The sequence below is a fragment of the Tsukamurella sp. 8F genome (assembly GCF_029167375.1).
Lineage (GTDB): Bacteria > Actinomycetota > Actinomycetes > Mycobacteriales > Mycobacteriaceae > Tsukamurella.
The window spans coordinates 1-13,818 of sequence record NZ_JARFTP010000009.1 but is presented as its reverse complement, the minus strand read 5'-3'; the positions used below and the strand labels follow the sequence as shown (position 1 = coordinate 13,818).

The window sequence follows — 13,818 nt, the reverse complement described above, 5'->3', positions numbered from 1 at the left end:
AGACATGCCGACCATTCAGAAGGTGTTGATCGCGAACCGGGGCGAGATCGCATGCCGCGTGATCTCGACCCTGCGGAGACTCGGGATCGCCAGCGTCGCTGTGTATTCCGATGCGGACGCCCACGCGCCGCACGTGCGGCAGGCCGACGAGGCCGTACGCCTGGGCCCGGCCGCGGCCACCGAGAGCTACCTGCGTATCGACGCCGTGGTCGACGCGGCGCGCCGCACCGGCTCCGACGCCGTGCACCCGGGATACGGGTTCCTCTCGGAGAACGCAGCATTCGCCCGGGCTCTCGCCGAGGCGGGGATCCTGTTCCTGGGGCCGCCGGCATCGGCCATCGAGACGATGGGCGACAAGATCACCGCTCGCGCCGCGGTTTCCGAGCGCCACGTCCCCGTGGTACCGGGCGTATCGCGCCCCGGGCTCACGGATCAGGAGCTGATCGCGGCCGCGACCGAGATCGGGTTTCCGGTGCTCATCAAGCCGAGCGCGGGCGGCGGCGGCAAGGGCATGCACCGCGTCGACCATCGGCAGGATCTGCCTGCCGCACTGGCCGCGGCTCGGCGCGAGGCGGGTGCCGCGTTCGGCGGCGACACGCTGTTCCTGGAGCGTTTCGTCGACACACCGCGGCATATCGAGGTGCAGGTGCTCGCGGATACGCACGGCGGTGTGCTGCATCTCGGCGAGCGCGAGTGTTCGCTGCAGCGCCGTCACCAGAAGGTGATCGAGGAGGCTCCGTCGCCCCTGTTGGACAGCGCCACGCGGGCACGTATCGGCGAGGCCGCCTGCGATGCGGCGCGGTCGGTCGGGTACACCGGTGTCGGCACGGTCGAGTTCATAGTCTCGGCGAAGCAGCCGGACGAGTTCTTCTTCATGGAGATGAACACGCGCCTGCAGGTCGAGCACCCTGTCACCGAACTGGTGACGGGAGTCGACCTGGTGGAGCAGCAGATCCGGGTCGCCGAGGGCGAGCGGCTGCCCATGGCACAGGACGACGTCACGATGCGCGGCCACGCGATCGAGGCGCGCGTCTACGCGGAGGACCCGGCCGCCGGATTCCTCCCGACGGGCGGAACGGTACTCGCGCTGCGTTGGCCTGCGGGTGCCCGGGTGGACGCCGGCATCGCGGAGGGCGACGTCGTGGGCAGCGATTACGATCCCATGCTGGCCAAGGTGATAGCGCACGGTGGTGATCGCGCTGAAGCCCTCGCGAGGTTGGATCGCGCACTGGCCGCGACCTCGATCGCGGGGCTGCGGACCAACGTCGACTTCTGCCGCGCGGTGCTGGCTGATCCCGCCGTGGCCGCGGGGCGCCTCGACACAGCGCTGCTGGACCGTCTCGCGCCGGAGTACGAGCGCCCGGTGCCGACGCCGCGCGCCTACGCGGCGGCGGCACTGACTACTATCGCGGCCGCACGTGGCTACGGGCCGTGGCGCAGTGAGACGGGCTGGCGCATAGGCGGTCCCGAGGCCACCGTGGTGCGCTTCGAGGCGGCCGATGTAGCCGTGCTCGGCGACGACGTGACCGTGGGCGAGACCGCGCTGAAGGCCGTGATCGACGGTGAGCGGCTTGTCGTCGACGGTGTGGCCGAGCCGGTCGTCGTCGCACTCGACGGCGGTCAGGTCTGGTACGCCGGCCCGGACGGCGCCCATCTGCTGCGATATGCGCGCCCGGAGAGCAGATCGGGAGATCTCCAGCACGACGACGAGATCGCCAGTCCCATGCCGGGTTCGGTGGTCGCGGTGGCCGTTGAAGACGGAGCGGCCGTCTCCGTCGGCGACACCGTGATGATCGTCGAGGCGATGAAGATGGAACACCCGTTGACCGCCCCGCATTCGGGCGTGGTAACGCTCGCCGCCGCGGAGGGGGACAAGGTGACAGCCGATCAGGTGCTCGCGACGGTGACCCCGCACGACGCCGAGGACGAGGAGAAGGCATGACCGAGCTGACGACCGAATACGAGGACCTGCGGAAGACCGTGCGGGACTTCGCCGACCAGGTCGTGGCGCCGGTATCGGCGCAGCACGACCGAGACCATACGTTCCCGTACGAGGTGATCCGGCAGATGGGCGGGATCGGACTGTTCGGGCTCCCGTTCCCCGAGGAGTACGGCGGCATGGGTGGCGACTATTTCGCCCTGTCGCTGGCGCTCGAGGAACTGGGGAGAGTCGACCAGTCCGTCGCGATGACACTCGAGGCCGGTGTCGGTCTCGGCGCGATGCCGATCTATCGCTTCGGCACGGAAGAACAGAAGCAGCAGCATCTTCCGGCGTTGGCGGAGGGCAGGTCGATCGCCGGATTCGGCCTGACCGAGCCGGGTTGCGGCTCTGATGCCGGTGGCACGGCGACCACCGCCAAGCGGGACGGCGACAGCTGGGTGATCAACGGCTCCAAGCAGTTCATCACCAACTCCGGCACCGACATCACGAGCCTGGTCACGGTCACGGCGGTCACGGGCACCGGTGCAGACGGCCGGAAGCAGATATCGACGATCATCGTGCCCAGCGGCACAACGGGGTTCACGGTCGAACCGCCGTACGACAAGGTGGGCTGGAACGCATCGGACACACATCCGCTGAGCTTCGACGACTGCCGCGTCCCGCTCGGCAACCTGCTCGGCGAGGAGGGGCGTGGCTATGCCAACTTCCTGTCGATCCTCGACGAGGGGCGCATCGCGATCGCCGCTGTGGCGACCGGTGTCGCGCAGGGTTGCGTCGACGAGTCGGTCCGCTACGCCCGTGAGCGCAAGGCGTTCGGAAAGGCCATCGGCGAGTACCAGTCGATATCTTTCGCCATCGCACGTATGGAGGCGCGGGCACACACCTCGCGCCTGGCGTACTACGAGGCAGCGCGGCTCATGCTGGCGGGCAAGCCATTCAAGAAGGAGGCAGCGATCGCGAAGATGATCGCCTCCGAGGCGGCGATGGACAACGCGCGCATGGCGACCCAGATCCACGGCGGGTACGGCTTCATGAACGAGTACCTCGTTGCACGGCACTACCGCGACTCCAAGATCCTGGAGATCGGCGAGGGCACAACGGAGGTGCAGCTGATGCTCATCGCGCGGTCCCTGGGGCTGTCATGACGGAGCCGACCAAGACGGTGACGCAGCGGGGCCTGTGGTTCGAGGAGTTCGAGGACGGCGTTCTGTACGAGCATCGCCCGGGGCGCACGGTGACCGAGGCCGACAACGTCCTCTTCACGACCCTGACCATGAATACGCAGGCCCTGCATCTGGACGCCGCGTGGGCTGCAAGTCAGCCGGGCTTCGGCGGCCAGCGGCTCGTCAACTCGATGTTCACGCTGTCGACGTTGGTCGGACTCTCGGTCGCGCAACTGACGCAGGGCACGTTGGTCGCGAACCTCGGCTTCTCCGAGATCGCCTTCCCACATCCCGTCTACGCCGGCGACACGCTGTACGCCGAGACGCTGTGCACGGGCAAGCGGGAGTCGAGGACGCGGCCCGGGGAGGGTGTGGTCACCCTGCGTCACGTCGCGCGGAACCAGGACGGAACCGTCGTCGCCGTCGCTGAGCGTGCAACCCTGGTGCGGAAGGCGCCGCGATGAGCTGGATACCACCGGGCCCCGCAATCCTGTTCTGCCCCGCCGACCGGCCTGAGCGCTATCCGAAGGCGGCCGACCGGGCAGACGCCGTCATCGTGGATCTCGAGGACGCGGTCGCGCCTCCCGACAAGGCCGCGGCGCGCCGTGCGATGGTGGAGCATCCGCTAGATCCCTCTCGCACCATCGTACGTGTGAATGCCACTGGCAGTGCAGATTTCGCCGAGGACGTACGCGCGTTGGCGGATACGGACTACCGTGCGATCATGCTCGCCAAAACCGAGCATCCGGACCAGCTCGATGAGCTCGACCACGAGGTGATCGCCCTCATCGAGACGCCGATGGGTGCCCTGCGTGCCGCCGATGTCGCGGCGCATGCACGCTGCGTGGGTCTGATGTGGGGCGCCGAGGATCTCGTCGCTGCGATGGGCGGCCGGTCGAGCCGGTCCCCGGACGGGACGTACCGCGACGTGGCCCTGCACGTGCGTTCCACGGTGCGCCTCGCGGCCGCGGCGCACGGGCGGCTCGCATTCGACGCGGTGCATATCGACATAGCAGACCTCGATGGCCTCCGCGAGGAGGCGCTCGACGCGATGGCCCTCGGCTACGACGGGACGGCGTGCATCCATCCCTCACAGGTGGCCGTCGTCCGCGCGGCCTACGCGCCGACCGACGACGAGGTCGATTGGGCGCATGAGGTGTTGGACGCGGAGCGCGGCAGTCACGGCGTGTTCTCCGTGCGGGGCCGGATGATCGACGCGCCGCTCCTCGCCCAGGCGCGCGCGGTCCTGCGACGTATACCCGCAGAAAGCGCATAGGGAGAGGGCTATGACTACCGACGCGTCGTACGACAGAGGGATCGCGGAGCCGGCGCTCCTCGAGATCACCATCGGTGACCGGCTTACCGCGACCGCCCGGTCACACGGTGACGTGGAGGCCCTCGTCGATGTTCCGAGCGGCCGCCGCTGGACCTGGTCGGAGTTGCTCGACGACGCCCGTCGTGTCGCAGTGGGGTTGCGTCGCCTCGGGGTGGAGCCCGGTGACCGCGTGGGTATCTGGGCGCCGAACACGCCGGAGTGGGTGCTGGTCCAGTTCGGTACGGCGCTGGCCGGGGTGACGCTTGTGAACCTCAACCCGTCGTACCGCCAGCGGGAGCTCCAGTTCGCGCTGAGCCGGTCGGGGATCTCCGTGGTCGTCTCCATGACCCGGTTCAGGTCGAGCGAGTACGCGCAGATGCTGGCCGATGCGCGATCTGAGGCGCCGACGCTGCACGAGGTGATCCTGTTCGATGTACCGGATCAGTGGGCACGGATCCACGTGGAACCGACGGCGAACGAGCTCGCCGAGCTGGCGGGCGTCGGCGAGGCGTTGTCGCCGGACGACCCCATCAATATCCAGTACACCTCCGGGACGACAGGCTTCCCCAAGGGGGCGACCCTGTCGCACAGGAACATTCTGAACAACGGCTACATGGTCGGCGAGCTCGTCGGTTACACAGAGCGGGACGTCGTCTGCATCCCGGTGCCGTTCTACCACTGCTTCGGCATGGTGATGGCGAACCTCGCCGCCGTGTGCAGCGGCGCCACGATGGTGATCCCGGCACCGTCGTTCGATCCCGTCGCGACTCTCGCCGCCGTCGCGCAGGAGGGGTGCACGAGCCTCTACGGCGTGCCGACGATGTTCATCGCCGAGCTGGCCCTGCCCGGATTCGTCGACTACGACGTGTCGACCCTCCGCACTGGGATCATGGCCGGTTCGCCGTGCCCGGAGGAGGTGATGCGCAAGGTGATAGACCGCCTGGGGATGCGCGAGGTATCCATCTGCTATGGAATGACCGAGACGTCGCCTGTGTCCACGCAGACCCGCGTCGACGACTCGTTCGAGCGAAGGGTGGGCACCGTCGGGCGCGTGGGACCGCACCTCGAGATCAAGATCGTGGACCCCTTCTCGGGTGACACGGTGCAGAAGGGGGCGGTGGGCGAATTCTGTACGCGCGGTTACTCGGTGATGTTGGGCTACTGGGACGAGCCCGGCAAGACGGCGGAGGCGATCGACCCCGACGGCTGGATGCATACGGGCGACCTGGCCACGATGGATGCGGCCGGCTATGTACGGATCACCGGACGCATCAAGGACATGGTCATCCGGGGCGGCGAGAACATCTACCCGCGCGAGATCGAGGAATTCCTGTACACCCATCCCGACATCCTCGACGCTCAGGTGATCGGCGTACCGGACGAGCGGTACGGCGAGGAGCTCATGGCGTGGATCCGGCTGCGCGACGGGGTATCCGGATTCACGGCGGACGACCTCCGCGCGTTCGCCGAGGGGCGGATCGCCCGGCACAAGGTCCCGCGGTACGTGCACGTCGTCGCCGAGTTCCCTATGACGGTGTCCGGCAAGGTTCGCAAGGTGCAGATGCGCGAGGAGTCGGTGAAGTTGCTGGGACTGGACCTATGACCATGCCGAAGATCGACCGTTTCGCCACCGCACAGGGTTTCGCTGCCGGCGACTACGCGGCACTCTACGAGTGGTCGGTCACGGAGCCGGCCGCCTTCTGGGGCGCGCTCTGGGACCACCTCGAGCTCGGCCCGCGCAGAGGGCCGGTGATCGCATCATCTGAGATGCCGGGCGCGCGGTGGTTCCCGGAGGTCGAGCTCAACTACGTCGATCAGGTGCTCGGCCATGTCGGGTTGCCGGGAGCGGCGATCGTGGGTGTCGGGGAGGAGGGCGAGCGCACTGAGATCTCTTGGTCCGAGCTGCCTGGCCGAGTGGCCGCCGCAGCGCAGTTGTTCTCGGAACTCGGTGTGCGGCAGGGTGACCGGGTGGTCGGCTACATGCCCGACGTTCCCGATACGGTCATCGCGTTCCTCGCGACCGCATCGCTCGGTGCGATCTGGTCGGGCTGCGGCCAGGATTACGCGCCCGAGGGCGCGGCCGGGCGGATGGCTCAGTTGGAACCGACGGTGTTGGTGGCGTGCGACGGCTACCGTTACGGCGGTAGGTGGATCGACAAGACCGGCGACACCGCAGCGCTCGCCGAACTACTCTCGGTCCCGGCGGCGCGCGTCGTGACGGAGCTTCCGGGGCCGGGGAGCGATGTGCCGCAGCCGGTTCGAGTCACCTTCGATCATCCGCTGTGGGTGCTCTTCAGCTCCGGTACCACGGGTCGGCCCAAGGGGATCGTGCACGGCCACGGCGGCGTCCTGCTCGAGCACCTCAAGGTGGCCTCTCTGCACAGTGACCTCGGTCCGGGCGACGTGTTCTTCTGGCAGACCGCGCTGAGCTGGATGATGTGGAACTACCAGCTGGCCGGTCTCCTCGTGGGTTCCACCATCGTCTGCTTCAGCGGACATCCGCTGTACCCCGACGCCGACCGGCTGTGGCAGGTGCTCGAGGACGAAGGCGTCACGTATTTCGGTACGAGCCCGGGTCAGCTGCAGGCTTCGCGCAAGGCCGGGCTGGATCCGGGACGGGAGCACGAACTCGCGGTCCGCACCGTCGGGTCCACGGGCTCGACGCTCGCATCCGACCTCTTCGTATGGATCGATGAGCATGTGCAGCAGGGGATCCCGGTTTCGTCGGTGAGCGGCGGGACCGATGTCGTAACCGCGTTCGCGGGCGGCTCGCCAGGTGTGCCGGTGGTGCCCGGTGAACTGTCAGTGCGCTACCTGGGATGCGCACTCGAGGCGTGGGCGCCGGACCGCACTCCACTGGTCGGTGAGGTAGGTGAGATGGTGATCATCGCGCCGATGCCGTCGATGCCCGTGCGCTTCTGGGACGACCCCGACGGTGCCAAGTACCGTGCCGCCTATTTCGAGCACGAGTGGCTCGGCAGTGCAGATTCGCCCGAGTCTGCCGGACCCGCGCCGCATATCTGGCGGCACGGTGACTGGGTCGAACTGACCGAGCGCGGGTCGCTCATCATCCGCGGTCGTAGCGATGCGACGTTGAACCGCAACGGGATCCGCATGGGCTCGGCGGATGTCTACGAGGTGGTAGAGGCGATCGACGAGGTCGCCGAGGCGATGTTGGTCGGCGTCGACGGCCCGGACGCGAAGTACTGGATGCCACTGTTCGTCACGCTGGTACCCGGCGCCGAGCTCGACGATGAGTTGATCGGACGCATCCGCGCCGACGTTCGGAGCAGGCTGTCGCCGCGCCACGTTCCCGACGAGGTGCTGCTCGCCCCGGCGATTCCGCACACCCGCACCGGGAAGAAACTCGAGATCCCGGTGACCCGGATGCTCGGCGGCCATGAGGTCGACGTCGACCCCAGGGCGGTCGACGATCCGGCCGCCCTGGACTGGTATCGGGAGCTCGGTGCCACGCACGCGTGGTGAGGCGGCGCCCTTCGGCGCGGTAGCCGCACCCGGTGCGCACCTCGTCGTCCGAGCCCACGACTGCGCTGTCGGCGGCCGAGTCGGCGCTGGCGAGGTCGAGAACCCCGCTTGCGGATCAGTTCTCGCCCGCCGCCTTGTTGATCAGATACTCGGCTGCTATCGCGCCCTAGCCCTCGTCACCGGATCCACACGTCGATGCCTCCATCGCCCGTGCCGTCCATCGGCGTCGAATCCGGGTCAGCGTGCCGGCGGTAGGCCGAGTAGTCCGCGGCTCCGGATGCGCATATCCACACATCGGGTGCACACCTCCACGCGGCTATCCGGGCGATGCGGTGGAGATGTGCACCCGACGTGTGGATATGTGGACACAACCGGTCAGAGGTGCCTCGAGGTGCAGACCCAGGTGCGGACGATGCCGCCGCCCGACTTGGCGATGGCCCGGCGCTCGGCGGTGCGGAGGTCGCGGGCTGCGCCGCCGCCGAACATGCGTGGGGTCGCGGCGACCGCGCCGCAGCCGTTGGAGAAGCTCGCAAGGACCTTGCACGTCCCGTAGCCGCACCGCGCAAGGGCGGCCTGGCGCGCGGCACCGGCGCTCGCGTAGTCCCACGACTTGCCGACGGAACCGCTGCGGGAGACGGCGATCGCGCCGTAGTCGACGGGCGCCGCGCCGGCGGCAGGCGCGGTGACGGTGGAGACGCCCGCGGCAATCGTCGCGACGGCGAGTGCGCCGGCGGCCGCGCGGCGGGTACGGATGCTGATCATCGTTGGGGCCTTTCACTCTTGTTGTGTTGGAAGGACCCTCGCAGAGTCTGTTTGGCGCTCGGTTGGCGAGCGCTGAACGTCCGACGCATCGGTTGCAACCGCACACCAGGTTGTAGCCGCCAGAGAAGACGAATCTCGCGTCCGCCTCGGATGATGCGGCCACGGTCGCGGCGCGCGTGCGTTGGTTCGGTTCCCCCTCCCTACGCTGCGCGACAGCGCTTTCCGCCGCCGCCGTGTGTCGGGAGAGACTCTCCGAGGCCGCTTACCGGCCTCGTGCGGAGTGCTGAAGCGTCAGGAGATCGGGATCTCCTTGATCTTGCTGTCGGCGTGCCCCGCGGTGTTGCACCAGACGGAGGCCTCGGTCTGTAGGCCGCTGAGTTCGAGGCCCGACGGGTCCCTGTCGTGCTTGTCCTTGTAGAGCTTGGAGACCTGAGCCTTCTGGTCGTCGGCGGACATTCCGAGGAAGTCCTTGCATGTCGTGTCTGCGCCAGCTTTCGCACAGCCGACGAGTCCGAGGGGAAGGAGGGCGATCGCGATCGCGGCCGCGGCCGCCCGCTGCAGGGTGTGGTGTCGCATGTGGCCGATCGCCTTTCGCCGAGTCGTCCGTTTTCACGGATATCGTTCCGACCGTAGCAGCGTCCCGGCTGGAACAGCCCCGGATTGCTACCGTGGCCGCGTGAATCGGAACCGGACTGTGCATCTGGCGGCGGGTGCGGCGGGAGTGGCCGCGGGGTTGCTGACGGCCGCGGGTGCGGCGGCCCCGGCGCTGACCATGCGGGCATCGATGTTGGCGGTCGACCCGCAGCTGCCCGCGCTCCCGGCGCGCCTCGCCGCTCTCGTTGCCGGAACCGTCTGTGCCGCATTGGGTCTCGTTGTCATGGTTGCGGGTGTGCGCGTGCGCCCCACACTGTCCGTGGCGTGGGCGACGGTGCCGCTCACGGCATCGTTCGTCCTCGCGCCGGCGCTGGCGGCGACCGCGGCACCGTCGGACCTCGAGTCGATGCTTCTCGTCGGTACGGCCCTGCCGCCCTATCGTCTCGCCGTCGGCTTCTGGTTGCTGTGCGCGGGGGTGGCATGCTCCGCCGTCGCGGCGCTGATGTGCCTCGTCGCCGGGAACACCGATCGCGACGCCGACCGCTCACTGATGCCGGGGGACGATCGGGCACCGTCCGGGGCGGTCCGCGCGGCGGCGGCGGTGGCGGGGGTGCTCGCCGTCGCCTCTCTGCTCGCACCCGTATACATCCACCCGGTCGGCCCCTGGATCGGGCGCTCGGCGCTCCCGTCCGTCGAGACGTGGGGACAGTTGCTCGCGGCGATCGTGCTCGGCGGGGTGGCGTGGCTGCTGCCGCGCTCGCGCCCGGCCCGGGCGGTCGCGCTCGCCGCCGGCGGCGCGGCGACGGCGATCGTGTACGCCCTGCTCGCGCACGGTCCCGTCGGCTCCGCGCCCGGGCCCGGAAGTTACTGCGCGGTAGCGTCCGCGGTCGCGTTCCTGCTGGTCGCTGGTCTGATTGTCGCGATCGCACGTCGAGATCACGCGTGAGCTAGCACACTTGTCTCGGGTCGAGACGATCGCCTTTCTGTGGAGGCATAGAGTCGGGAACGGTCCCGTGGCGATAACGGGCGCACATGTAATCACAAAGATGGTGAGCTGATGGATCTCTTCGAATACCAGGCGAAGGAACTGTTTGCCAAGCACGGCGTGCCAACCACGCCGGGTCGGGTGACGGACACCGCCGCAGACGCACGGGCTATCGCCGAGGAAATCGGCAAGCCGGTCATGATCAAGGCGCAGGTCAAGGTCGGTGGACGTGGTAAGGCGGGCGGCGTCAAGTTCGCCGCGACGCCCGACGACGCACAGACGCACGCCGAGAACATCCTGGGCTTGGATATCAAGGGCCACATCGTCAAGAAGCTCCTCGTCGCCGAGGCCAGCGACATCGCGGAGGAGTACTACATCTCCTTCCTGCTCGACCGCGCCAACCGCACCTACCTCGCCATGTGCTCCGTCGAGGGCGGCATGGAGATCGAGGAGGTCGCCGCGACCAAGCCCGACCGCCTCGCCAAGGTGCCGGTCGACGCCGTCAAGGGCGTGGACCTCGCGACCGCCCGCTCCATCGCCGAGCAGGGCCACCTGCCCGCCGAGGTGCTCGACGCCGCGGCGGTGACCATCCAGAAGCTCTGGGAGACCTTCGTCGCCGAGGACGCGACCCTGGTCGAGGTGAACCCCCTCGTCCGCACTCCGGACGATCAGATCCTCGCCCTCGACGGCAAAGTCACCCTCGACGGCAACGCCGACTTCCGTCAGCCCGGCCACGCCGAGTTCGAGGACAAGGACGCGACCGATCCGCTCGAGCTCAAGGCCAAGGAGAACGACCTCAACTACGTCAAGCTCGACGGTGCTGTCGGCATCATCGGCAACGGCGCGGGTCTGGTCATGTCGACCCTCGACGTCGTCGCGTACGCGGGTGAGAAGCACGGCGCGGTGAAGCCCGCCAACTTCCTCGACATCGGAGGCGGCGCGTCGGCCGAGGTCATGGCCGCGGGGCTCGACGTCATCCTGAACGATTCGCAGGTCAAGAGCGTGTTCGTGAACGTCTTCGGCGGTATCACCGCGTGTGACGCGGTCGCCAACGGCATCGTGGGCGCCCTCGAGACCCTCGGCGACGAGGCCAACAAGCCGCTGGTCGTGCGCCTGGACGGCAACAATGTCGACGAGGGCCGCCGGATCCTCAGTGAGTTCGGCCATCCGCTCGTCACCCTCGCCAAGACCATGGACGAGGGCGCCGACAAGGCCGCCGAGTTGGCGAACAAGTAAAGGGAGAACGAGAGAAATGGCAATCTTCCTCACCAAGGACTCCAAGGTGATCGTCCAGGGCATCACGGGCGGCGAGGGCACCAAGCACACCGCGCTCATGCTCAAGGCCGGGACGCAGGTCGTCGGCGGCGTCAACGCGCGCAAGGCCGGTACGACGGTGTCGCACACCGATTCGGACGGGAAGCCCGTCGAGCTGCCCGTGTTCGGCTCCGTCGCCGAGGCCATCGAGAAGACCGGCGCGGACGTCTCCATCGCGTTCGTTCCCCCGAAGTTCTCGAAGGACGCGATCGTAGAGGCCATCGACGCCGAGATCCCGCTGCTCGTGGTCATCACCGAGGGCATCCCAGTCCAGGACTCCGCGTACGCGTGGGCCTACAACGTCGAGAAGGGCGAGAAGACCCGGATCATCGGCCCCAACTGCCCCGGCATCATCACGCCCGGCGAGTCGCTGGTCGGTATCACACCGGCCAACATCACGGGTAGCGGCCCGGTCGGTCTGGTCTCCAAGTCCGGCACGCTGACCTACCAGATGATGTTCGAGCTGCGAGACTTCGGCTTCTCGACCGCCATCGGCATCGGCGGTGACCCCGTCATCGGAACCACCCACATCGACGCCATCGAGGCGTTCGAGAAGGACCCCGACACCAAGGTCATCGTGATGATCGGTGAGATCGGCGGCGACGCCGAGGAGCGCGCGGCCGAGTACATCAAGGCCAATGTGACCAAGCCGGTCGTCGGCTACGTCGCCGGCTTCACCGCGCCCGAGGGCAAGACCATGGGCCACGCCGGCGCTATCGTGTCCGGCTCGTCCGGTACCGCTCAGGCCAAGAAGGACGCGCTGGAGGCGGCCGGTGTCAAGGTCGGTAAGACGCCGTCCGAGACCGCCGCGCTCGCCCGGGAGATCCTGCAGTCGCTCTAGGCCCTCCCCGCCCGCACGCCACGAGCAGGCCCCGCCACCTCAACGAAGGTGGCGGGGCCTGTGGCGTTTCTGTGGAGGAGGTTGTCAGTACCGGCGTGTATAAGGTTGAGGAGGAGAGGGCTCGATAGGGGCCGACGGCAACGACGTGCGGAGAAGCATCTCATGACGTATTCAGGCGGCGGGGGGTACGGCCAGCAGGGCGGGCAGCAGTACCCCGGCTACGGCCAACAGGGCCAAGGGTACGGGCAGCAGCCCGGCCAGCCGGGCCAGTCCGGGCAGGGTGGCTATGGACAGCCCGGGCAGGCCGGCTACGGACAGCCCGGCCAAGGCGGTTACGGCCAGCAGGGTTACGGTTCGCAGGGCTACGGCCAGCAGGGGCAACAGTTCGGCGGATACCCGCAGCAGATCCCGGCCGCGCCGAAGCAGCCGCTCGACCTGGGCCGTATCCTCGCGATCGCGACGGCGGCTCTGGGTGTCATCACCTTCCTGACCGGCTTCCTCACCTATGCGAGCGCGAGCGCCCAGACGGCCCTCGGTGTCGTGTCGGTCGACGTGTCTGCGTTCAAGACCTACCTGTGCTTCCCACTCGCGCTGAGCCTCGCAGCCGCCGTGTCCGCGGGCCTGAGCATCATCGCCCGCGGCGGCGTGGGCAGGGTGCCTGCGGCCGCGCTCGCGGTGGCGGCGTTCCTGTCGCTACTGGTCATCTCGTTCACCCAGGACGTCGAGTGGGGCGCCTGGGTAGGCGTCGTCTTCGCGCTGCTCACCGCTGCCGCGGCGGTCGCATTGGTGCTCGCCGACGCTGGCCTGCTGGGCGGCGCCGGCGGTGCGGCGTCCGGCTCCACGGCGAGTGCGGGCCCTTCCGGACAATCGAACCCGGCCCCGAACCCGACGGCGCAGGCTCCCTCGGCCCCGAGCACTCAGGGCGGCTACGGGTACGGCGCGGGTTCCGCGGGCGGCTCGGCCGCGTCCTCCGCTCCCGGTGCGCAGGGCAGCGCGTCGACGCAGGCCTTCGGTTCGCAGGGCTCGGCCGGCCAGTCCGGCTCCGGGCAGCCGGGCTCCGGGCAAGCGGGGCAGCCGGGCCAGTCCGGGCAGGGCTACGGCGGCTACACCCCGTCGTACAGCCAGGGCGCGCAGGCGCCGTCGAGTTCGTACGGATCGACGCCGGGCTACGGCGCGTCCCCGTCGGCGGCCTCCTACGGTTCGGCCCCGTCGGGTCCGGGCCCCTCGGGTTCGGCACAGGGACCCGCACCGTCGGGTGCCACGCCCAGCGGCGCGGCGCCCGAGGATGCCGTTGCCGACGACCCCGCGACCAACGTGTTCCGGCCCGGTGAACGCGGCCAGAGCGGCCAGGCCGACGGCGGCGCGCAGTCCCGGGACTGACCGCACGCCTAGACAGGCATCGCGGGAGGGGGGGGG

Annotated in this window: 12 protein-coding genes; 10 read left to right on the top strand and 2 right to left on the bottom strand. The window is 68.9% G+C overall.

The genetic code is table 11. The annotated features are described in order from the left end of the window. Window positions 1-4 precede the first annotated feature (4 nt). From P0W64_RS09070 to P0W64_RS09045, 6 genes are read left to right on the top strand one after another with little or no spacing between them, the layout of a single operon-like run. Entirely contained in the window at window positions 5-1,942 is a 1,938-nt protein-coding gene (locus P0W64_RS09070) for a biotin carboxylase N-terminal domain-containing protein (protein WP_275479767.1), read from the top strand. Beyond that, window positions 1,939-3,087: an acyl-CoA dehydrogenase family protein gene (locus P0W64_RS09065; protein WP_275479766.1), complete on the top strand. Its 1,149-nt coding sequence runs from the start codon at window positions 1,939-1,941 to the stop codon at window positions 3,085-3,087. The genes P0W64_RS09070 and P0W64_RS09065 overlap by 4 nt, the downstream gene beginning before the upstream one ends. Next, window positions 3,084-3,569 carry a MaoC family dehydratase gene (locus P0W64_RS09060; protein ID WP_275479765.1) on the top strand — a complete coding sequence of 162 codons (486 nt, stop codon included), beginning with the start codon at window positions 3,084-3,086 and terminating at the stop codon, window positions 3,567-3,569. The genes P0W64_RS09065 and P0W64_RS09060 overlap by 4 nt, the downstream gene beginning before the upstream one ends. Then, entirely contained in the window at window positions 3,566-4,381 is an 816-nt protein-coding gene (locus P0W64_RS09055; protein ID WP_275479764.1) for a CoA ester lyase, read from the top strand. Before P0W64_RS09060 ends, P0W64_RS09055 begins: the two co-directional genes overlap by 4 nt. Window positions 4,382-4,391: 10 nt before the next feature. Continuing rightward, window positions 4,392-6,023, top strand: a complete 1,632-nt coding sequence (locus P0W64_RS09050; RefSeq protein ID WP_275479763.1) for an AMP-binding protein — start codon at window positions 4,392-4,394, stop codon at window positions 6,021-6,023. Between the two features lie 2 nt (window positions 6,024-6,025). Then, window positions 6,026-7,906, top strand: a complete 1,881-nt coding sequence (locus P0W64_RS09045) for an acetoacetate--CoA ligase (RefSeq protein WP_275479900.1) — start codon at window positions 6,026-6,028, stop codon at window positions 7,904-7,906. A gap of 375 nt (window positions 7,907-8,281) precedes the next feature. Here the strand turns inward: P0W64_RS09045 and P0W64_RS09040 are convergent, their stop codons facing one another. Further along, window positions 8,282-8,668, bottom strand: coding sequence for a DUF4189 domain-containing protein (locus P0W64_RS09040; RefSeq protein ID WP_275479762.1), 387 nt, complete (start codon window positions 8,666-8,668; stop codon window positions 8,282-8,284). Between the two features lie 291 nt (window positions 8,669-8,959). Further along, window positions 8,960-9,244, bottom strand: a complete 285-nt coding sequence (locus P0W64_RS09035) for a hypothetical protein (RefSeq protein ID WP_275479761.1) — start codon at window positions 9,242-9,244, stop codon at window positions 8,960-8,962. Window positions 9,245-9,344: 100 nt separating this feature from the next. Between P0W64_RS09035 and P0W64_RS09030 the strand changes: the two genes are divergently transcribed. The 4 genes from P0W64_RS09030 to P0W64_RS09015 all read left to right on the top strand — a co-directional run bounded on the left by P0W64_RS09030 (window position 9,345) and on the right by P0W64_RS09015 (window position 13,782). Next, the gene (locus P0W64_RS09030; RefSeq protein ID WP_275479760.1) at window positions 9,345-10,208 is read left to right on the top strand and encodes a hypothetical protein; all 864 of its coding nucleotides are present in this window, start codon (window positions 9,345-9,347) and stop codon (window positions 10,206-10,208) included. Between the two features lie 111 nt (window positions 10,209-10,319). Next, on the top strand, window positions 10,320-11,483 hold the full coding sequence (gene sucC / locus P0W64_RS09025) for an ADP-forming succinate--CoA ligase subunit beta (RefSeq protein ID WP_275479759.1): 1,164 nt from the start codon (window positions 10,320-10,322) through the stop codon (window positions 11,481-11,483). A gap of 16 nt (window positions 11,484-11,499) precedes the next feature. After that, window positions 11,500-12,402 carry a succinate--CoA ligase subunit alpha gene (gene sucD, locus P0W64_RS09020; RefSeq protein ID WP_275479758.1) on the top strand — a complete coding sequence of 301 codons (903 nt, stop codon included), beginning with the start codon at window positions 11,500-11,502 and terminating at the stop codon, window positions 12,400-12,402. Window positions 12,403-12,564: 162 nt separating this feature from the next. After that, window positions 12,565-13,782, top strand: a complete 1,218-nt coding sequence (locus tag P0W64_RS09015) for a DUF5336 domain-containing protein (protein WP_275479757.1) — start codon at window positions 12,565-12,567, stop codon at window positions 13,780-13,782. Window positions 13,783-13,818: the final 36 nt, after the last annotated feature.

What these genes read in the sequence shown, in the direction of transcription:
- P0W64_RS09070 (WP_275479767.1), top strand. Translation starts at nt 5, where the DNA reads ATGCCGACCATTCAGAAGGTGTTGATCGCGAACCGGGGCGAGATCGCA.
- P0W64_RS09065 (WP_275479766.1), top strand. Translation starts at nt 1,939, where the DNA reads ATGACCGAGCTGACGACCGAATACGAGGACCTGCGGAAGACCGTGCGG.
- P0W64_RS09060 (WP_275479765.1), top strand. Translation starts at nt 3,084, where the DNA reads ATGACGGAGCCGACCAAGACGGTGACGCAGCGGGGCCTGTGGTTCGAG.
- P0W64_RS09055 (WP_275479764.1), top strand. Translation starts at nt 3,566, where the DNA reads ATGAGCTGGATACCACCGGGCCCCGCAATCCTGTTCTGCCCCGCCGAC.
- P0W64_RS09050 (WP_275479763.1), top strand. Translation starts at nt 4,392, where the DNA reads ATGACTACCGACGCGTCGTACGACAGAGGGATCGCGGAGCCGGCGCTC.
- P0W64_RS09045 (WP_275479900.1), top strand. Translation starts at nt 6,026, where the DNA reads ATGCCGAAGATCGACCGTTTCGCCACCGCACAGGGTTTCGCTGCCGGC.
- P0W64_RS09040 (WP_275479762.1), bottom strand. Translation starts at nt 8,668, where the DNA reads ATGATCAGCATCCGTACCCGCCGCGCGGCCGCCGGCGCACTCGCCGTC.
- P0W64_RS09035 (WP_275479761.1), bottom strand. Translation starts at nt 9,244, where the DNA reads ATGCGACACCACACCCTGCAGCGGGCGGCCGCGGCCGCGATCGCGATC.
- sucC (WP_275479759.1), top strand. Translation starts at nt 10,320, where the DNA reads ATGGATCTCTTCGAATACCAGGCGAAGGAACTGTTTGCCAAGCACGGC.
- sucD (WP_275479758.1), top strand. Translation starts at nt 11,500, where the DNA reads ATGGCAATCTTCCTCACCAAGGACTCCAAGGTGATCGTCCAGGGCATC.
- P0W64_RS09015 (WP_275479757.1), top strand. Translation starts at nt 12,565, where the DNA reads ATGACGTATTCAGGCGGCGGGGGGTACGGCCAGCAGGGCGGGCAGCAG.